Origin of the sequence: Stappia indica (assembly GCF_020177335.1) — a bacterium.
GTDB lineage: Bacteria > Pseudomonadota > Alphaproteobacteria > Rhizobiales > Stappiaceae > Stappia > Stappia indica_B.
Genome location: NZ_JAIVMG010000005.1, coordinates 225,002 through 243,934, shown reverse-complemented (window position 1 = coordinate 243,934; position 18,933 = coordinate 225,002). Strand labels below are relative to the sequence as shown.

Sequence of the window (18,933 nt, the reverse complement as noted above, 5' to 3'; positions counted from 1 at the left end):
GTGATGCGACAAAGTTGCTTGCATTACCGAACTTACATGCTACCGTCGCCAATGAGTTCGATTATGCAAGTGGGGGGGTGTCGATGGATGCTGCGACGAAACGGATCGAGACCGGCGAGCTGACCGGGATCAACACGCTGAACCCGTATCTGCAAGGGGTCTATGAGCCGGTGAAGCGCGAAGTGACCGCGCTTGAGCTGGAGGTGATCGGCGAGATTCCGAAAGACCTTTTCGGTGGCTACTACCGCAACGGCCCCAATCCGGTGCATGCCCCGACCGCGCTGCATCACTGGTTTGACGGCGACGGCATGCTGCACGCGATCTATTTCGAGAACGGCAAGGCCGAGTACCGCAACCGCTACATCCAGACCGACGACCACCGGGCGGAAGTCGCCGGCACGCTCGACGCGGGCGGCATTCTGCTGCCGGCCAATCGTGAGCGGTCCGGTACCGTCTACAAGGACACCGCCAATACGGACGTGGTGCTGCACAATGGCGAGTTGATGGCGCTGTGGTATGTCTCCGGCACGCCGGTGCGGGTGAACCCGCGCACGCTGGAGACCATCGGCAACGAGACCTTTGGCGGCAAGCTGCCGCGCCATGTCTCGGCGCATTCGAAGGTCGACGGGCGCACCGGCGAGTTCGTCTTCTTCGACTATTCCCTGACCGAGCCGTGGATGAGCTTCGGTGTGGTGTCGGCGAACAATGAGCTGGTGAATTTCGACCGGGTGGAGCTGCCCGGGCCGCGCCTTCCCCATGATATGGGGCTGACCGAGAATTATCTGATCCTGCATGACCTGCCGGTGCTGATGACGGAAACCGGGCTGCGCCGGGGCACCTGGAACATCCGCCACGCCGATCAACCGGCCCGCTTCGGCGTGGTGCCGCGCAACGGGCGCGGCGATCAGGTCAAGTGGTTCGAGACCGACAGCTGCTACATCTACCACGTGGTGAATTGCTGGGAGGAAGGCGACGAAGTGGTGATGGTGGCCTGCAAGATGCAGCCGCATGGTCACCGCGCCGGCAGCGAATTCGGTGCCTACGGACCGATGGTCGAGGTGCTGAGCCTGCACGCGGTCCCGGTGGAATGGCGCATGAACATGCGTACCGGCGCCTGCACCCAGCGCCAGCTCGACGACCGCATCGGCGAGTTCCCGGTGGTGAACCTTGAGCATACCGGCTACCACAGCCGCTGGTCCTACCATGTCTCGATCAAGTCCGACGAGATCCGCCTGCTGTTCGACGGCCTTTACAAATACGATCTTCTGTCCGGCAAGGCCGAGGAACACATGTTCGAGCCCGGGGTCTATGGCTCCGAGCCGGCCTTCGCCCCGCGTGTCGGCGCCACGGCCGAGGATGATGGCTATGTCATCACCTTCGTCACCGACGAGGCGACGGGCCGTTCCGAGGTGCGGATCCTCGATGCCCGGAACTTCTCCGATGCGCCGGTGGCCCGGGTGATCCTGCCGCAGCGCATGCCGGCCGGGTTCCATGGCACTTGGGCGCCGGGCGAGGCGTTCGTTCGCTGACATGACCGCATTCATCTACGATGCGGTGCGAACCGCACGCGGCAAGGCGAGGCCCGACGGCGGTCTTGCCGCGCAAAAACCCCAGGATCTCGTCGCCGCGCTTGTCGCGGCGATCGGGAGCCGTGTCGGTGCGGCGCTCGCGCCCGAAGCGCTGATCCTTGGCTGTGTCGGCCAGATCGGCGCCCAGGGCGGCAATCTCGCGCTGGTCTCGAAACTGGCTGCCGGGCTCGATGAGGGCGCCAGCGCCTTCACCGTGAACAACTACTGTGTCTCCGGGCTCACCGTCATCGGTCAGGCTGCGGCGATGGTCGCCAGTGGTCAGGCCGGAAGCGCGCTCGCCGGCGGGGTGGAAATGATGTCGGCGGTGCCGTTCCTTGCCGACAAGGCAAGCTACTACACCGACGCCAGCTTCCCGCCGCGCACGCGGTTTCTTCCCGTGGCGCTGGCCGCCGACCGGCTCGCGGAGGATGAGGGCATTTCCCGCGAGGAGATGGATGCGCTGGCGCTCCTGTCCCAGCGCCGCGCCGCCGGGGCGGAGGGCACCACGCTGACCGCCTCGCGCATTCCTGTCGCCGGGCTCGACCGGGAGGAAAGCGTCCGGGCGACCTCCGCCGAGGCGCTGGCGGCACTGGCGCCCGCCTTTGCCGAACTGGCCGGGGCCTATGCCGAGGCGCTGCAGGGCCGGCGGCTCGACCACCGGCACACCATCGCCCATGCCCCGCCCATGTGTGACGGCGCGGCGCTCGCCCTTGTCGGCGCCGAAGGCGTGGTTGAGGCCGCCCCCCGCGCCCGCATCCTTGCCTGGGCCGAGGTCGGGGGAGATCCTGCTGCCTCGCTCACCGCCGGTTTCGCGGCGATGGACCGGGCGCTCGACCGCGCCGGGTTGCGGCTGGAGCAGATGGACCGGATCGAGTTCATGGAAGCCTTCGGCGTCACAATCGCGAAATTCATGCGCGACTGTGGGCCCGACCCGGACAAGGTGAATGTCAGTGGCGGACACATGGCCAAGGGCCATCCGCTGGGTGCATCCGGCGCGATCCTGCTCTCCACATTGCTGGATGCGCTTGATGCATCGGGGGGGCGGTATGGGTTGGTGGTGGCGACCGGCGCGTCCGGCACCGGTTCCGCGATGATCGTCGAACGGCAGGGGATTGAGCCATGGACGTGATCGACAAACGCGCCGCGCTGGTGGCCGCGCATGCCCCGCTTGTCGCCCGGGCGATCGCGGCGGTCGGCAGCCGCGAGAGCTGGAGCCCGTTTCACGATACGCCATCGACGAAGGTGCATGGGCCGGAAAAGCCCCGCACCGGCAAGGCCGCGTTCGAGGAACGCCTTGGCCGCCCTTACGATCTGGGCCAGCCCGGCGTGCTGGGATGGAGCGGGGAAGAGGTCTCGCCCTATACCGGCGAGCCATTGGGCATCACCTATCCGGTCAGCGACCCGGAGGCGCTGATCGCCGCTGCCGATGCGGCGCAAGGGGCGTGGGCCACTGCCGCGCCGGCGTTGCGGGTGGCGCTCTGCGCCGAGATAGCGATGCGGCTCTATGACCGCAATTTCGAGATGACCCATCTCATCATGCACACCACCGGACAAAGCTACACCCAGGCGTTCTCCGGTTCCGGTCCGAATGCGCTCGACCGAGGGCTGGAAGCCCTTGCCCATGCCGCCCGTGCCATGGAGGCGGTGGTTCCGGAGGCGGAGTATCGCCGGACCTTCGGGCGCGAGGACGTGGCGCTGACCAAGCGCTACACGCTGGTGCCGCGTGGCATCGGACTGGTGATCTGCTGCGCCTCGTTCCCCACGTGGAATGCCTATCCGGCCATGTTCGCCAGCCTTGCCACCGGCAATCCGGTGATCGTCAAGCCCCATCCCATTGCGGTGGCACCGATGGCGCTTGCGGTGGAGATCGCCCGTGCGGTGCTGACGGAATATGGCTTCGATCCCAATCTGGTGACGCTGGCCGTCGACACCCGGGCGGAGCCCGTCGCCGGCCGGATCATCGCCCATCCGGCGGTGCAGATCATCGACTTCACCGGCAGCCCGCGCTATGGCCGCGAGCTGGAAACCACGATCACCGGCAAGCTGCTTTACACCGAGACCGCCGGGGTCAATTCGGTGGTGGTGGAAAGCGCCGAGGATCTGACCTCTGCCATGCGGGCCATCGCCCGGGCCAGTTCGCTATTCTCGGCGCAGATGTGCACCAGCCCGCAAGTGATCTATGTGCCCAGGGACGGTATCGACACCGCCGCCGGACATGTCTCCTTCGATGAGGTCGCGCAGGCTTTGGTCGATGAGATCGACGCCATCGCCCGGGATCCGGCCATGGCCGCCGGTATCATGGGGGCGGTGCAGGGGCAGGTGAGCCTCGATGTGGTGGCCGATCTGGCGGCGACCGCCGCGCGCGAGGGCTTGCGCGTTCTGCGCAAGGCCGGCCCTTATGCGCATCCGCACTATCCGAAAGCGCGCACTCTCACACCGCTGGTACTGGCGGTCGAGCCGCAGCAGGTGGAGCTTTACGCCGAGGAGCGGTTCGGCCCGGTGCTCTTCATCGTCGCCGCCGAGAGCGGGCGTGCGGCGGTGGAGGAGGCCACCGAGCTGGCCCGGACCCGGGGCACGATCTCCTGTTATCTCTATTCCACCGACGAGGCGTTCACCGACCGGGCGCTGCCGCTTTATGAGAGCGCCGGGGCGAACCTGACCATCAATCTCACCGGGGCGATGTGGATCAACTTCGCCGCCGCCTACAGCGACTATCACGTCACCGGCCTCAATCCGGCGGGCAATGCCTGTCTGGCTGACGCCGCCTTTGTCGCCGCGCGCTTTCGCATCGTGCAAAGCCGGCGTCCGATGAGGTCCGGCGCATGAGCGGCGTTCATATCCTCGGCGCGGCGATGACGCGCTTTGGCAAGCATCCCGCCGAGAGCGTGAAGAGCCTCACCGCCACGGCGGTGGCGGCGGCACTCACTGACGCGGGGCTCGGCACCGGCGATATCGAGGCGGCGTGGTTTGCCAACACCCGCCAGCCGATGCTGGAGGGGCAGAACACCATTCGCGGCCAGATTGCCCTGCGGGCGGCCGGCATCACCGGCATTCCCATAGCCACGGTGGAAAACGCCTGCGCCTCGGGCTCGACCGCCCTGTGGCAGGCGATGGCGGCGATCCGTGCCGGAATGGTCGAGGTGGCGTTGATCGTCGGCACCGAGAAGATGGTCTATCCGGACCGGCCGGAACAGGTCGCGGCGGCCTTTGCCGGCGGCACTGATGTTCATGATCGCGACGGGGTGCTCGACTACATCGTATCGATCGGCGGCGAGCGCCCGGGGCCGGGCCGGAGCCTGTTCATGGACCTTTATGCGGCTCAGGCCCGCAGTCACATGGCGCGCTTCGGCACCCTCCAGGAGGATTTTGCCCGCGTCGCCGCCAAGAACCACTCCGCCGGCGCGCTGAACCCCAACGCGCAATACCGCACCCCCTTCACGGTAGAAGAGGTGTTGGCCGACAAGCCCATCGTCTTCCCTTTCACCCGTGCCATGTGCGCTCCGGTGAGCGATGGGGCCGCTGCCGCCGTGGTGGTCGGCGAACGGGCGCTACGGCGCCTCGGCGCGCCGCGCAGCGTGCGTGTGCGCGGCTGTGCGCTCAGGAGCGCAACCGAGCGGGCCAGGGATGACTATGCGAGCCACGTTGGTCGCCGGGCGGCAGAGGCCGCTTATGAGATGGCCGGCATTTCTCCCTCGGATGTGGATGTCGCCGAGGTGCATGATGCAACCGCCTACGCCGAGGTGCAGCAGATCGAGAACCTTGGCCTGGCCGAACCCGGCACCGTCGGGGCGCGGCTGCGGGCGGGCGACTTCGCGCTGGGCGGCAAGAGCCCGGTGAACCCCTCCGGCGGATTGCTGGCCAAGGGGCATCCGATCGGCGCGACCGGCATTGCCCAGCTTCATGAGCTCGTCACCCAGCTGCGCGGTGAGGCGGGCGCGCGGCAGGTTGCGGGCGCGCGCATCGCCGTTGCCGAGAATGGCGGCGGCTTTCTCGGGGTCGAAGAGGGCGTGACCGTCGTCACCGTGTTGGAGGGGCCGGCATGAGCGCGCACCCGATTTCCGCGCTCTATCGCGATCTCGACACGAAGCGCGACCGGGTGGCGATCCACGACGGCGCGACCACGATGCGCTACGGCGCGCTGGTTGATCTGGTTGACCGGGCGGCGGCCGATCTCTTACGGCAGGTGGCGCCGGGCGCGCGGATCGGGTTATGCGCGGAAAACTCCTGGGGCAACATCGTCGCCTATCTGGCGATCCTGCGTGCCGGCGCGGTCTGGGTGCCGATCAACCCCAACAACGGCGCGGGGCTGAACAGCGCGCTGATGGCGCGGGCAGGGCTGGCGCTGGCCCTGTGCGATGACGCCTCGCGCACCAGCCTCGGCGATCCCGCAGCGCCGGTGATCGGTCTCGATGGCTGGCTCGCCGGACCGCTGCCCACGGGCGAGTTGCCGGCCATCGCCGACCGGCCTGCCGCAGCCTTCGCGATCAAGTTCACCGGTGGGTCCACGGGCGTGCCCAAGGGGGTGGTGCAGACCACGCGCAGCGCGGGCGCGGCCCTTGCCTCGCTGGAGGCGTTCTACCGGTTCGGTCCGGAGGATGTGCATCTTGCCGTCGCGCCGCTCTCGCATGGGGCTTCCCATTACATCCTGCCGGTGCTGGCCGCCGGTGCGGCCCATGTGGTGCTTGCCCGGCCCGACCGGGCGGCGATCCTCGAAGAGCTGAAGCGCCGGGTTTCGGTGGTGTTCCTGCCGCCGACCGTGATCCGGATGCTGATGGATGAGGCGGATTTCGGCCCCGCCGATTTCCCGGCTCTGCGCCACATCACCTATTCGGCGGCGCCGATGGCCCCTGCGGTCATCGAGGAGGCGATTTCCCGTTTCGGTCCGGTGCTCTCCACCCTCTATGGCCAGACCGAGGCGCCGATGGCGATCACCGGGCTCACCCCGGATCAACTCGCCCGGCCGGAGCTGCGCGCCACCGTCGGTTTCCCCTTTCCTGGCATAGAACTGGCGGTTCTGACGGAGGAGGGCAAGGTGGCAACCCATGAGGCGACCGGCGAGGTGCTGGTGCGCGGCGATCTGACCGAGACCTTCTATCTCGATGCTCCTGATCTCACCGCCGAGGCCCGTCACAAAGGCTGGCTCAGGACCGGCGACATCGGCCGGATCGGGGTGGATGGCGCGCTTGCCATTGTCGGGCGGGCGAAGGAGATGATCATCACCGGTGGCTATAATGTCTACTTCGCGGAGGTGGAGCAGGCGCTGGTGGCGCATCCCGGGGTGCGCGACGCCTGTGCCTTCGGGGTGGAGGATCCGGTTTGGGGGGAACGGCTGGAGGTGGCCGTGGTAACGGGGGCGTCGGTCGAGGAGCTGCACGCCTTCATGCGTGAGCGGGTCGGCCCGGTGCGCACACCAAAACGGTTTCACCGGGTCGCGGGGCTGCCGCGCAATCCAGTGGGCAAAGTGGTCCGCAGTGATGTCCGGACCCTCGTGTCACAAGAACAAGCGTAGATTTCAGGGAGGAAACGCGCGCAATGATCATCATACCGCAGGACAAGATCGCGAGCTACAAGGCCAGGGGCTGGTGGGGAGACACGCGCCTTCAGGACCTTTTTGCCCGCAATCTCGCCCGTGACCCGGGTGCCGAGGCGGCCGTCGATCCGCTCAATTGCGAGGATCTGATCGGCCGGGCGCCGCAGCGCCTGAGCTGGGAAGCGCTTGACGATCTGGCCGAGCGCTATGCGGCGGTGCTGACCGCCCATGGCATCGGCAAGGACGACGCTCTGGTGGTGCAACTGCCCAATCTGGTCGACTTGCCGGCGATCTACCTTGCGTGCTGCCGGCTTGGCGTCATCGTCAGCCCGACACCGGTGCAGTACCGGGAAAACGAGCTTGCCTTCATCGCCGCAAGCATTCGGGCCAAGGGCATGGTCAGCGCGGCGCGGATCGCCGGCTATGCCGGCACTGCCGCCGCCTTGCAGGTCAAGGAGGAGGTGGCGAGCCTTGAGGTGGTGTTCTCGCTCGGCGAGACCGTCGCGGGCAGCGTCGGGCTCGATGCGGCGCTGACCGGGGTCACTCCGGCGATGCGGCAGGCGGCGAAAGCGGCCATAGAGGCCGCCGCGATCACTGCCGATGATATCGTCACCATCTGCTGGACGTCCGGCACCGAGGCGCGGCCCAAGGGCGTGCCGCGCAACCACAATGAGTGGCTGGTGATGGGCGAGGTGGTGGCCGATGCCGCCGAGCTGGAAACCGGCGACCGCATGCTGAACCCTTTCCCGATGGTCAACATGGCCGGAATCTCCACCGGCTTTGTCGCCTGGCTGATGACCAGTGGCACGCTCGTCCAGCATCACCCGTTCGATCTGGGGCTGTTTCTGCGGCAGATCCAGGAGGAGAAGGTGGCCTATACCGTCGCGCCGCCGGCGATCCTCAACATGCTGCTTCAGAACGAGGCGCTGGTGGACGGGGTCGATTTCAGCCACTTGCGCAACATCGGCTCCGGATCCGCGCCCTTGTCGGAATGGATGGTTCGGGGCTTCAAGGAAAAGTTCGGCATCGAGATCGCCAACTATTTCGGCTCCAACGAGGGCGCGGCCTTTCCCAGCACCTATCACGACTTTCCCGATCCGGCGCAGCGCGCGGCGTTCTTCCCCCGCTTCGATCCGCGCTTTACCTGGAAGGCGGTGCTGCATGACCGGTGCGAGACCCGACTGGTCGACCCGGCGACCGAGCAGCCCGTGAGCGAACCCGGCATCCCTGGGGAGCTGCGCATGAAGGGACCGTCGGTTTTCGCCGGTTACTGGGAGAACCCGGAGGCGACCGCCCGCGTGTTCGATGCCGATGGCTGGTTCCGCACCGGCGATATGTTCGAGATCGCCGGCGACAAGGATCAGTTCTACCGCTTCGTCGGGCGCTGCAAGGACATCATCATTCGCGGCGGGCAGAACATTTCGTCGGAGGAGATCGAGGGCTATCTGCTGGCCCATCCGGCGGTGGCGGATGTGGCCATTGTCGGAGAGCCGGACGACAAGCTGGGCGAGCGGCTTTGCGCCTTTGTCGTGTTCAAGGCGGGACAGAGCGCCGGCAAGGACGAGCTCAACCGGTTCCTGCGCGAGGAGAAGCACGTCGCCATCTTCAAGCAGATCGAGCGGCTGGAAGAGAAGGAGCAACTGCCGCGCAACCCGGTCGGCAAGCTGCTCAAGCGCGAGCTGCGCGCGGAGTTCGCCTGATGACCGAGCCGCTTCTCGCCTCCATGCGCCTGCCGGTGATCTGCGCGCCGATGTTCCTTGTCTCCGGGCCCGAGCTGGTGATCGCGGCGGCCAAGGCCGGGATCGGCGGTGCCTTTCCCACCACCAACCTGCGCACCCCCGCCGAGCTTGATGAATGGATGGGCACGATCACCCAGGCGCTTGAGCCGGGTGACGGGCCCTGGGCGGCCAATCTCATCACCCATTCCAGCAATACCCGGCTGGCCGACGATCTGGCGCTGGTGGCGGAATACAAGCCGCCGCTGGTCATCACCGCACTGGGCAGCCCGAAGCCGGTGATGGAAACGATCAAGGGCTATGGCGGCAAGGTGTTCGCCGATGTGGTCAACCTCAAGCTGGCGCGCAAGGCCGCCGAGGCGGGGGTGGATGGCATGGCCTGCATCAGCACCGGTGCCGGCGGTCACACCGGGCATCTTTCGCCCTTCGCCTTCATCTCCGCCGTGCGCAGTTTCTTTGGCGGGATGATCGCGGTGGGCGGCGGGATCTCCGATGGCGCGGGAATTGCCGGCGCCATCGCCGCCGGTGCCGATCTGGTCTACATGGGCACCCGCTTCCTGCCCGCCACCGAAAGCCGCGCCGCCCCGGCCTACAAGGCGATGGTGCTCGATGCGGGGATCGACGATCTGACCGTCACGTCGGCGGTGACCGGCACACCTGCGTCCTGGCTGAACGCCAGCCTGGAGGCGGCGGGCTATGACCCGGCGAGCCCGGGCGCCCCGGCCAAGCGGGAATACTCCGGCGATGTGGCCAAGCGCTGGCGCGATATCTGGGCGGCGGGCCAGGGGGTCGGGAAGAGCCGCGCCATCGAGCCGGTGTCCGAGATCGTTGCCACGCTGGAGGCCGAATACCGCGCGGCGATCGCGCAGCTTTCGGCGAAGGTCCCCGCATGACGGCGCGGGCCGTGGACTTCTCGCTCGACCCGGACAAGACCGGCTACGAACTGGCGCAGCGGTGGCTTGAACAGCGCCAGCCGGGCGGGTTCTTCGAGCGGCTGCGGGTCGAACCGACAGAGGTCTCAACCGGCCGGATGATGCTGCGCTGCGAGATCGACGCCGGCCACGCCAATCTTGCCGGCCTCGTCCATGGCGGCGTGACCGCCTCGCTGATCGACATGGGCGGCGGCGGTGCGGCGATGACCCTGATCGGCGCGCACGAAACCATCCTGACCTCGGATCTTGCCGTACGCTACCTTGCGCCGGGCAGGCTCGACCGCGGTCCCTTCACCGCCACTGGTCATGTCAGCCACCGGAGCGGACGGCGTATGGTGGCACAGGTCGAGGTGCTGGACGCCACCGGCACGGTTCTCGCCGAGGGCAGCATCGGCGTGGCCATTCGCGCCCGTTCCGTGCAGTCGGGAGAAGACAAACCCCGGGACCGCCGCTAAGGTGTCTTCACATCTTGTGATTGTGCGTCCTGCGATTTGCTCGCTCGCGGGCGCGCCTTGCGCGTGGAGGCGTCGATGGAGGTGGGGGAGAGGTCGCAATCCCTGGCGGTCGGAATGGCATGGCTCGACCGGGCCCAGGCCGTGGATGCGTCGTTTCAGGGCCGAGCAGGCGTGCTGTCCGCCGGGTATGGTCCGGGCGATGCCTATCCGGTCTTCGTCCGGCGTGCCTCGGGCGCGCATGTCGAGGACGTCGACGGCAACCGCTATCTCGACTTCCTGCAAGGCTTCGGCTCGGTGGTGCTTGGCCATGCCGATCCGCAGGTTTCCGCCGCTGTCACGGCAGCGCTGGCCGATGGAGTTGCGCCATCCCTGCATCTTGAGAGCCAGGTGACACTGGCCGAACGGCTGGTGCGAACGGTTCCCGGGGCGGAGATGGCTGCCTTCCTGAAGACCGGGTCCGATGCCACCTCGCTCGCCGTGCGCCTATGCCGGGCCTACCGGAAACGCGATCTGGTGCTGCGCTGGGGCTATCATGGCTGGCATGACTGGTGCGCGCCGCGTCCCGGCGGCATACCGGCGGAGGTGCGCGCGCGAACCGCAGCGTTCACCTACAATGATGCCGAGGGTTTGGTGGCCCGCTTGCAGCGCGATGGCGAGGCGGTCGCCTGTGTCATCATGATGCCGGTTGAAATCGATCCGCCGGAACCGGGGTTTCTGGAGGCGGTTCGGGCGGCCTGCGATCATCACGGCATTCCGCTGGTGTTTGACGAGGTGCGCACCGGCTTTCGGCTGGCCCCCGGGGGCGCGCAGAGCCATTTCGGCATTGCCGCCGATCTTGTCTGCCTCAGCAAGGCGATGGCGAACGGGCACGCGATCTCCGCCGTTGCCGGTCGGCGTGCGATCATGCAGGGCATGGCGGATGTGTCCGCCTCCTCGGTGTTCTTTCGCGGCGCCGATGGTTTCGCCGCAGCCCATGCGACCCTCGACCGGCTGGAGGGCGGCGCTCCCTACCGGCGGCTCTGGTCGCTGGGGCAGGCGCTGTCCGATGGTCTTGCCCGGGCCGCAAGCGAGGCCCGTGTGCCGGCCCGCCCGGCCGGATTGCCCGTCATGCCCTTCCTGCGCTTCGACCACGGCGATCCCGCGCTCGATCAGGCGGCGATGCGGACCTTCTGCAAGGCGATGCTGAAGCGTGGCGTCCTGCTGCATCCGGCCCATCACTGGTTCACCTGCCTGGCGATGACCGAGGAGGATATCGCCGGGACGGTCGCCGCCGCGCGGAACGCCTTCGCGGAGGTGGCTAGCGCCTGCGTGGCCTGATCGCCCTACCAGGAGCGGCCAAGGGCCGCCGCCAGATCGCGGCTCTCCTGCCCGTCGCAGGAAAGGTCGCGCCCGCGAAAGACCGAGACGGCCACCAGACCGCGCCTCAAGGCGTCGATATCGCCGTCGAGGCCCGATCCGTCGCCCGGATGCGGCGTCGCGGCATGAAAGCGGGCGCGGTCCGAGGATATCGAATTGGGAATGTTGAGGTTCACAAGATGTGGCGCTGGTGCGTCAAGCAGAGAGCCAAGCGCCAGCGCCGCGACCCGGGCCGCCAGATCGTATCGCAGCGGTCCGGGGTTGCGCTCATCGACCGAATGAACATCGTCGAGACTGACGGCGATGGCCGGAAGGCCAAGCCACATGGCGGTGAGGGCCGCGCCGAAGGTTCCCGAATGAATGAGGTCGCGGCCGACGTTCGGTCCCGCATTGACCCCGGCGATCAGGAGACGCGGTGCCGGGGCGTCCTCGCTCGCGCCGGCAAGCAGGCACCGGGCGACAAAGGCGGGCGCGGCGTCATGGACCCGGCACCTGATCCCGGCCACCTCCGCCAGATCGAAGCGTGCATGATCAAGGTCTTCCGGTGCGGCAAAGCCCGTGGCCGTGCCGTTGCTCGGCCAGGAGCGGGTCGTCGCCCCGGCCCGGAGCGGCCAACCTCCCTTGCGCAGAGCGCCGATCAGTGCGGCGAAGCCCGGCGCGTCGACCCCGTCGTCGCAGGTCACGGCAATGGGGGCACCCGTCATGGCTGCTCCCTCCATGGCGTGGTTCCTTCAAGCACATTCAGGGTTTCGGCCAGAAAGGCCTCCAGTCGGGAGCGGACTTCAAGGGGAAGCGGCGGCAGGTCGGGCAGGGCGCCGACGAGCGCATAAAGATCCCACTTCCGGTGGTAGGGCGCGGCGCCGCTGCCTTCGCAATAAAGCGCGGTGAAACGGTCGGCGGCGTCAAAGCCGAGGTCATGCACCAGATTCCAGCGCATGTGGCCGATGTCGGCCTGCGGGTCGCCGATACAGGAGGTGACCCAGTCGACGACGCCGCAAAGCGCCTCGCCCTCGAACAGAAGGTTGCCGAAGTGAAAGTCCCTGTGCACCAGATGGGGACCGTGGCTGCCGTGTTCCAAATCCTCTGGCCAGAGAAAGTAGAGCTCGATGGCGCGGCGCCAGATCTCCGGCCGATGGCTCCAGTCCGGGGCGAGGATGGGCAGCGTTCCGGTGATGTAATGCGGTGCATAGCGGGGGAGCGTCGCCCGCTGTTCCTGCGGGATCGGCACTTGATGCAGGTGCCGGGCAGCACGCGCGGCGCAGTCCAGATGCGCCGCCGTGAGATGGCGCGGCGGGATCGTCCGCCCGGGCAGGGCGGTCATGGCGAGCATTGGCGAGGGGGCGGATATCTGCCCGACAAGGCGCGGTGCGGGCAGGCCGCTTGCCGCCGCGAAACCCAGCATCCGGGCTTCCCGCTCTGGCAGGTCGGGTTCCCGCGCAAGCCATTGCCGGTCGCCATGGCGGCGGATGACAAGGGGGCGGGCTTTCGCGGGCAGGTCAGTCCAGTCGGCGCGGAACACATCCGATCCCGAGCCCTGACCGCCGGCAAGGCGGGTCAGCCGGTCCGGGGCGCTGCCGACAAGTCTCGTCGCCCAGCGCCGAACCTCCTCCGTGGCGGCCGCGTCAGCACGCATGATGCACGTCGATGAACCGTTGCCGCCAGAGCGTTGCGACCGCGTCGGCAATCTGGTGTTGGTCCTGGTCTGCTTGTCTGGGGGACTGCGACCCGCGCGCGCCATTTTCCTCCGGCTCAAGCAGCATTGCGAACAAGGGGGCGGGCAGGGTGGTGCGATACCGCCCGGCCCGGGTCAGGGTCACCTGCTCCGCGTCTTCCTTTGTGATCTCGACCCAGGGATCGAGGCGCCAGCGCAGGGCCGGGAGATGGTCGATCAGCGCGCCGGCCTTGCGGACCTCGAAGCCGCCGACGAACAGGCAATCCAGTTCGGTGGTGAGGAAGGTGCGCAGTGCGTCCCTGGCGCTCTGGACGATGGGCTCGTGACTGTTGTTGAAGGAGGTGTTGAGCAGAACCGGGCAGCCGGTCCGCGCCTTGAAGGCGCTGATAAGGCTGTAAAGTGCGGGGTTGGAGGAGGCCGCCACGGTCTGCAGCCGCGCGCTGCCATCCACATGGGTGACTGCGCCGAGCTGGGCCTGGTGAACCGGGCGGACGCGGCTGACGAAGGTCATGTGGTCGAGGTTCAGTGCCGCATCGGGCGTGTCGAACAGCGCCGTCGCCTCCTCGGCCAGCGCCGCCGGGGCAAAGGGGCGAAAGCTTTCCCGCTGCTTGATGGCGAGGTTGATCCGCTGCCAGTTCTCCTTGGGGCGGGGGTCGGCGAGAATGGACCGTGCCCCGAGGGCGCGGGGGCCGAACTCCGAACGTCCGGCGGCAAAGCCGATGATCTCTCCTTCCGCCAGGCACTCGGCGGCCCGTTCTTCGGGCGCCGCGATGGGGCGCGCTTCAACCAGCAGACCGAACCGCTCCAGCTCCGCCGCGATCTCCGCATCGCGCTCCAGCTCCGGTCCGAGAAAGGCAGAATAAGCGGCGCCGGTTGCCGTTGCTGTCGGGCAGGGCGCTGGGCGGGGTGGAGGGGAGACGGCCAGTGCCGCGCCGATTGCCGCGCCCGCGTCATAGGCGGCGGGGTAGGCGAACACCGTGTCGAAGTCTTCGGTGCGGGCAAGGCGCGCGTTCATGACACAGTTCTGGGCAACGCCGCCGGCAAGGCAAAGCGCGCGGGCGCCGGTTCGCCCCACCCAGGGGGCCAGGAGATGTTGGACGGCCCGTTCCAGCAGCGCCTGGGCGGCGGCAGCGAAATCGGCGGTCACCCGGTCCGGCATTCCCGCACTTTTGCCGCCGACCCGATGACGAGCCGCCAGTGCCGTCAACCCGTCCAGGTCCAGCTCATAGCCGCCGTCGGCGAGCGGGGTGAACAGCGCCATCATCCCGGTTTGCAGCGCCGCCGCATCACCATAGGGGGCGAGCCCCATGAACTTGTATTCCTCGAAATCGCGAAACCCGCCCAGCTTTGTCGCCAGACGAAAGAAGTGCCCCAGGGAATGGGCGGCACCATGGTTGGTCAGGAGGCGCAAGTCGCCCCCTCGGGCATCGAAGAGGCTGGACGATACATCCTCGCCATTGCCGTCGACCACCAGCACCAGCGCGTGATTGAGACCCGAGGCGCGGTAGGCGGAAAGGGCGTGCGCCTTGTGATGATTGATGAAAAACAGCTTTTCGTCGGCAATCTCCGTCTCGAAGGTCGCCGACAGGCGCTCACGCAGCAATTGGCGCACCGGCGGCGGCGCGGGCAGGCCGAGCTTGCGGCAATCGTCCTGCAGCGACCGGTCGTAATAGGCCTCCTCGAAGAAGAAGGCGAAGGCGTCGATCTCTCCAGGGGCGAGGCCGCCAAAGGCGGTGCAGGCCCGCAAGGCCTCCACCGGGAAGGCATTTGTATGCTTTTGTCGCGACAGCCGCTCCTGCTCGACTGCGAACAGCACCTCACCATCAATCGCCAATGCCGCCGCCGCGTCATGAAAGAACAGCGGTGACAGGCCCGGCGCGACGGCGGGAAAGGCGATGTGGTCCGGTCCGCCGCTGAAGCCGATCGCCTTCACCGGGTCGGGTCCTTCGCGGCGGCAGCGAACAGGCCGTCCTCGTCGGTCGGGCCGACGCGCCGGCGTCCGTCCATCCAGGCGGTCGGCAGGCCATTGACCGCGCCAAGCCCCTGCCAGATATCGAAGCCGAGCAGCCTCCGCTGGGTGTCGGACAACTCGGCGAGCAACTCACGACGCAGCGAGCGGGTGAAGTTCTCCTGCTGGCGGATATAGGGCCGGCAGTAATAGGCGAAGATGCCCCGGCGGGGCATGTCTTGCGTGAGATTGCTGCCGGTCCCGTGCCAGACCCGGCCATCCATGCACACAAGCGCGCCTTGCGGAGCGCAGAGTGGCAGGGTCTCGGCGTCCGGGGCGGGCGGTGTCATGCACTTGTGAGACCCCGGGATGATCCGGGTTGCCCCGTTCCGCTCGGTAAACGGGTCGACCACCCAGATGAAGTTGACCACTTCCGCCCGTGGCCAGGGCAGGGGGATGTAGCCCTGATCCGCGTGGAGGTGCTGGGAGGTATTGCCCGGATTGGCGATGTTGGCGGTGATGCTCGACAGCAGGCAGTCCGGATCCAGAACGGCCCGGGCAAGCGCCAGGGCAAGCGGATGCTCGATCAGGTCGAGAAAGGCCTTACCCTTGTTGGCGAGCATGAAAATGCGTTGATTGCCATGGGAGTACCAGCAGGTTTCCTCCGCGCGCTCGCGTGCGGCAACGGCGTCGATCTCTGCCTTGAGCACGGCGATGGTATCGGGCGTCAACGCTCCTTCGATGACGCAGAAGCCCGTGTCTGCCAGGCGGCCGAGCGCATCGCTCACTGTCTCATCCATGATCATGCACCACCCATTTGTCGTCGAAGACCAGAAAATCGAGCCGCATGGCGCGGAAGGCGTCTATCGCTGTCAGCGGATCGTCGACGATCGGTTCGCCGCGCCGGTTGAACGAGGTGTTGATGAGAAGCCCGGGAGCGCCGGCGCCCTCCATCGCCCGCAGGATCCGGGCGACCGGTTCGCCGTCGTCCTCCACCCGCTGCGGCCGCGCGGTGCCATCCACGTGAACGACGCCCGGCGCCACCTGCCGGCAGGTTTCGCTGACCGTGGCCGCGCCCACCATGTAGCGATGAAGGTTTGGCGCATCCTGCCAATAGGCGTTGCAATGGCCGGCAAGGGCGACCGGGCTGAGCGGCCGCCACAATTCGCGGGACTTGCGGCTGTTGACCGTATCGCGCGCCTCGGCGCTATGGGGGCGGGCGAGGATCGAGCGGTGGCAGAGCGCGCGGGGGCCGGCTTCGGACCGACCGGTGAAGAGCGCGCCGATGCGCCCCTCCGCCAACTCCCCGGCAAGGCGTGCGGCCTCGAACGGCGTGCGTGACAGGCCGCTGGCGCGGATCGCGCGGTGGATCTCCGCCTCGCTGGCGCCGCGCCCAAGGTAAGGAGAAAGCGGCGCGGCGATCCTTGGCGGGGCCACGAACCACGCCGCGCCAAGGGCGACACCAGCGTCATGCGGCACCGGCGGCACATAGACCGGCTCGGGCAGCAGCCCGTTGGCGGAACAGTTCAGCGCCACCCCGCCGGCAAGGCACAGGCGGGTCTCCCCGGTCAGTTCGCGCGCCCAGTCCACCAGTTGCCCCATCAGCGTCTCAAGCCCGGACTGCGCCGCCCATGACAGCGACACCGCATCCGCGCAGGTGTGAAGCTCCGCCACCGGTCTGGAGGATTTGCGAAAGCCCGAACGTTCGAAATGCCGGTTCCATTCGGCCACCACCGCATCGTATTCGCTGTCGCGCGGCAGGTCGAAGGGCGGGGCGATGCCGTCCTCGCGGATGCGGAACATCTCGCCGGCGGCCTCAGTACCGCGGCCATAGGCGGCAAGTCCCATGGTCTTGCCCGCCTCCAGGAAGCTGAGGCCGATCCAGTTGCTCACCGTATCGTACATGGTGCCGATGGAATGGCTGAACGGCAGCCGGGCCTTGCGCACCGGAAAGGCGCCGCGCTTGGCGTGGTAGACCGAGATGGCCTCGTCGTCGCCATTGCCATCGACGATGAGAATGGCGGCGGAGGGCCAACCCGAGCCGTGAAACGTGCTGAGCGCATGGGCGGTGTGATGCGGCACGAACACGAGGTCCGGCCGGTTGCGGCAACTCGTGCCCAGGCAGGCATCGAGATAGGCGGCCCAGTCGTCGAAACTCCAGAGCCGGCCGGGCAGCGGCGGATCGAGCGCATCCCGGTCGCGCCTTGGCCATTGCCGTGGCAGGTCCCAGCCGATGGCGACCGTGGCGATCTCCTCCACTCCGATCCCGGCGATGTCGAGGCAGGCCTTGATGGCCCCTGTGGGGTACTGGTGCAGGCCGTGCTTGCGGCGCGAGACCCGTTCTTCCTCTACCAGCGCCAGCACGGTGCCGTCGGCGTCGATCAGCGCCGCGCTCGGGTCGTGCCAGCCAAGGGGAGGCGCATTGAGGCCGAGAATATACATTGCCTGTCAGTCCCCTGATTGCACGGCCGGATGCGGTGCGGGCGAAGAAGAAGCCGCCGTGGCCGCCGCAAGGCCGGGTGTGAGCGCGCCAAGCCAGACCTCCGCCAGCCCGTCGGTCACCTGGTCCCAGCCGGGCAGTTCGCGGGCAGCAAGGAGGGAGGCGCGGGCCATGTTGCGGCAAACCTCGGGCGAGGTGAGAAGCGCGGCGGTGAGGGCGGCAAAGGCGGTGGGGTTGGCGGTCGCCGCCACCGTCCGCCGGACCTCCTCGCCGAAGCCGCGCAGGGAAAGCGGCGTTGCCACGATCGGCAATCCGGCGCACAGGGCTTCGACGATCTTCATCTTGTGGCCGCCGCCGAACCGCAGCGGGCTGACGAGGAGGGCGCAGCGGGCGGCCACTTCGGAAAACGTGTCGAAGGGGCTTTCGATCTCCACCCCTTCGGCAAGTGCGGCCTGGCGCCTCAGCCCGTCGTCCATCTCTGCCCCGGCAAGGAGAAGCTCGGCCTCCGGGTTCAACTGCCTGACACGGGGCCAGATGTCCCGCAGCAGGTAGCTGCAGGCATCGCGGCTGGGCGCCCATTTGAAATTGGCGACATAGAGCGCCCGGCCGCTTTCCGGCGCCGCCAGCGGCTGCGGCGCGGCTTCACCGCCATTGACCAGACAGACCGTCGGCACTTTGGGTGCCCGTGCCCGCAGGATATCCGCATCCTCGCGGGTAACCGCGATGCACGCGGCGGCCCGGCGCCAGCAGGCAACCTCGATCTCCTCCGCGAGGGAATGCACCGCGGCGGCGCTCCGCTCCTCGCCCTGAACCCGGGTCCGGTCGCGGTCGAGCTCGAACTCGATGTTTTCCTCTTGCAGAACAATGGGCAGGCCAAGGTTCTCCGGAAGGTGCTGCATCAGGAAGTAGCCTTCGCAATGCACCAAGCCGGGGGCGAAGCTGCGGGCCAGCCAGGCGATCACCTCCCGCCCGATCGGGGCTGCATGGGCACTGATGCGCTCGGGCAGGGAAGGGCCGGCGGCAGGGGGGGCGGCATCGCCGGCGGCAACCACCGTGGTGGAGGCAAAGGCCAGCGGCGGCGCCTCGACCGCGCCGGCCTCTTCCGGAAAGTCCGGCGTGAAGGCGACATAGTGGATGTCGAACCGGCCGGTCAGGCGGCGCAGCAACTCATGCTCCCGCCGGGCGCCGCCGGAATCCGGATACCGCCGCAGCTTGTTGGTGAGGTAGAGCATGGCGGGTCTGCCCGGCCGCGGATCAGCGCCGCGCCGAAAGACGGCTCTTGAGCGGCAGAACGGA

General features: G+C 67.9%; 15 protein-coding genes. 9 read left to right on the top strand and 6 right to left on the bottom strand.

Annotated features, from left to right (window positions below; translation table 11 throughout):
- Positions 1 to 83: 83 nt before the first annotated feature.
- The 9 genes from LC062_RS09470 (at position 84) to LC062_RS09430 (ending at position 11,538) form a co-directional block, all read left to right on the top strand.
- A complete protein-coding gene (locus tag LC062_RS09470; RefSeq protein ID WP_224910789.1) occupies positions 84 to 1,529 on the top strand; it encodes a carotenoid oxygenase family protein in 1,446 nt (481 codons plus the stop codon).
- A gap of 1 nt (position 1,530) precedes the next feature.
- A complete protein-coding gene (locus LC062_RS09465) occupies positions 1,531 to 2,697 on the top strand; it encodes an acetyl-CoA C-acyltransferase (protein ID WP_224910788.1) in 1,167 nt (388 codons plus the stop codon).
- A complete protein-coding gene (gene paaN, locus LC062_RS09460; protein ID WP_224910787.1) occupies positions 2,688 to 4,394 on the top strand; it encodes a phenylacetic acid degradation protein PaaN in 1,707 nt (568 codons plus the stop codon). The genes LC062_RS09465 and paaN overlap by 10 nt, the downstream gene beginning before the upstream one ends.
- Positions 4,391 to 5,611 (top strand): thiolase family protein, encoded by a 1,221-nt coding sequence (locus LC062_RS09455; RefSeq protein WP_224910786.1) that lies wholly within the window; start codon positions 4,391 to 4,393, stop codon positions 5,609 to 5,611. The genes paaN and LC062_RS09455 overlap by 4 nt, the downstream gene beginning before the upstream one ends.
- Positions 5,608 to 7,077 (top strand): class I adenylate-forming enzyme family protein, encoded by a 1,470-nt coding sequence (locus tag LC062_RS09450; RefSeq protein WP_224910785.1) that lies wholly within the window; start codon positions 5,608 to 5,610, stop codon positions 7,075 to 7,077. Before LC062_RS09455 ends, LC062_RS09450 begins: the two co-directional genes overlap by 4 nt.
- 23 nt (positions 7,078 to 7,100) lie before the next feature.
- Entirely contained in the window at positions 7,101 to 8,798 is a 1,698-nt protein-coding gene (locus LC062_RS09445; RefSeq protein ID WP_224910784.1) for a class I adenylate-forming enzyme family protein, read from the top strand.
- Positions 8,798 to 9,727, top strand: a complete 930-nt coding sequence (locus LC062_RS09440) for an NAD(P)H-dependent flavin oxidoreductase (RefSeq protein ID WP_224910783.1) — start codon at positions 8,798 to 8,800, stop codon at positions 9,725 to 9,727. Before LC062_RS09445 ends, LC062_RS09440 begins: the two co-directional genes overlap by 1 nt.
- Positions 9,724 to 10,221 (top strand): PaaI family thioesterase, encoded by a 498-nt coding sequence (locus LC062_RS09435; protein ID WP_224910782.1) that lies wholly within the window; start codon positions 9,724 to 9,726, stop codon positions 10,219 to 10,221. The genes LC062_RS09440 and LC062_RS09435 overlap by 4 nt, the downstream gene beginning before the upstream one ends.
- 114 nt (positions 10,222 to 10,335) lie before the next feature.
- A complete protein-coding gene (locus LC062_RS09430; protein ID WP_224910781.1) occupies positions 10,336 to 11,538 on the top strand; it encodes an aspartate aminotransferase family protein in 1,203 nt (400 codons plus the stop codon).
- 5 nt (positions 11,539 to 11,543) lie between these two features.
- Here LC062_RS09430 and LC062_RS09425 read toward each other — a convergent pair whose 3' ends face one another.
- From LC062_RS09425 to LC062_RS09400, 6 genes are read right to left on the bottom strand one after another with little or no spacing between them, the layout of a single operon-like run.
- Complete coding sequence (locus LC062_RS09425) at positions 11,544 to 12,281, bottom strand: 5'/3'-nucleotidase SurE (RefSeq protein ID WP_224910780.1); 738 nt, start codon at positions 12,279 to 12,281, stop codon at positions 11,544 to 11,546.
- Positions 12,278 to 13,210 carry a phosphotransferase family protein gene (locus tag LC062_RS09420; RefSeq protein WP_224910779.1) on the bottom strand — a complete coding sequence of 311 codons (933 nt, stop codon included), beginning with the start codon at positions 13,208 to 13,210 and terminating at the stop codon, positions 12,278 to 12,280. Before LC062_RS09420 ends, LC062_RS09425 begins: the two co-directional genes overlap by 4 nt.
- The gene (locus LC062_RS09415) at positions 13,200 to 15,182 is read right to left on the bottom strand and encodes a carbamoyltransferase family protein (protein WP_224910778.1); all 1,983 of its coding nucleotides are present in this window, start codon (positions 15,180 to 15,182) and stop codon (positions 13,200 to 13,202) included. Before LC062_RS09415 ends, LC062_RS09420 begins: the two co-directional genes overlap by 11 nt.
- Entirely contained in the window at positions 15,179 to 15,997 is an 819-nt protein-coding gene (locus tag LC062_RS09410; RefSeq protein WP_224910777.1) for a phytanoyl-CoA dioxygenase family protein, read from the bottom strand. The genes LC062_RS09415 and LC062_RS09410 overlap by 4 nt, the downstream gene beginning before the upstream one ends.
- A complete protein-coding gene (locus LC062_RS09405) occupies positions 15,990 to 17,639 on the bottom strand; it encodes a carbamoyltransferase C-terminal domain-containing protein (RefSeq protein WP_224910776.1) in 1,650 nt (549 codons plus the stop codon). Before LC062_RS09405 ends, LC062_RS09410 begins: the two co-directional genes overlap by 8 nt.
- A gap of 6 nt (positions 17,640 to 17,645) precedes the next feature.
- Positions 17,646 to 18,869, bottom strand: a complete 1,224-nt coding sequence (locus LC062_RS09400; protein WP_224910775.1) for a glycosyltransferase — start codon at positions 18,867 to 18,869, stop codon at positions 17,646 to 17,648.
- Between the last annotated feature and the right edge of the window lie 64 nt (positions 18,870 to 18,933).

Bases quoted from the DNA above. Each gene is read 5' to 3' on its own strand.
- LC062_RS09465 (WP_224910788.1), top strand. From the start codon at position 1,531: ATGACCGCATTCATCTACGATGCGGTGCGAACCGCACGCGGCAAGGCG.
- LC062_RS09420 (WP_224910779.1), bottom strand. From the start codon at position 13,210: ATGCGTGCTGACGCGGCCGCCACGGAGGAGGTTCGGCGCTGGGCGACG.
- paaN (WP_224910787.1), top strand. From the start codon at position 2,688: ATGGACGTGATCGACAAACGCGCCGCGCTGGTGGCCGCGCATGCCCCG.
- LC062_RS09440 (WP_224910783.1), top strand. From the start codon at position 8,798: ATGACCGAGCCGCTTCTCGCCTCCATGCGCCTGCCGGTGATCTGCGCG.
- LC062_RS09470 (WP_224910789.1), top strand. From the start codon at position 84: ATGGATGCTGCGACGAAACGGATCGAGACCGGCGAGCTGACCGGGATC.
- LC062_RS09405 (WP_224910776.1), bottom strand. From the start codon at position 17,639: ATGTATATTCTCGGCCTCAATGCGCCTCCCCTTGGCTGGCACGACCCG.
- LC062_RS09400 (WP_224910775.1), bottom strand. From the start codon at position 18,869: ATGCTCTACCTCACCAACAAGCTGCGGCGGTATCCGGATTCCGGCGGC.
- LC062_RS09445 (WP_224910784.1), top strand. From the start codon at position 7,101: ATGATCATCATACCGCAGGACAAGATCGCGAGCTACAAGGCCAGGGGC.
- LC062_RS09435 (WP_224910782.1), top strand. From the start codon at position 9,724: ATGACGGCGCGGGCCGTGGACTTCTCGCTCGACCCGGACAAGACCGGC.
- LC062_RS09450 (WP_224910785.1), top strand. From the start codon at position 5,608: ATGAGCGCGCACCCGATTTCCGCGCTCTATCGCGATCTCGACACGAAG.
- LC062_RS09455 (WP_224910786.1), top strand. From the start codon at position 4,391: ATGAGCGGCGTTCATATCCTCGGCGCGGCGATGACGCGCTTTGGCAAG.
- LC062_RS09430 (WP_224910781.1), top strand. From the start codon at position 10,336: ATGGCATGGCTCGACCGGGCCCAGGCCGTGGATGCGTCGTTTCAGGGC.
- LC062_RS09410 (WP_224910777.1), bottom strand. From the start codon at position 15,997: ATGGATGAGACAGTGAGCGATGCGCTCGGCCGCCTGGCAGACACGGGC.
- LC062_RS09425 (WP_224910780.1), bottom strand. From the start codon at position 12,281: ATGACGGGTGCCCCCATTGCCGTGACCTGCGACGACGGGGTCGACGCG.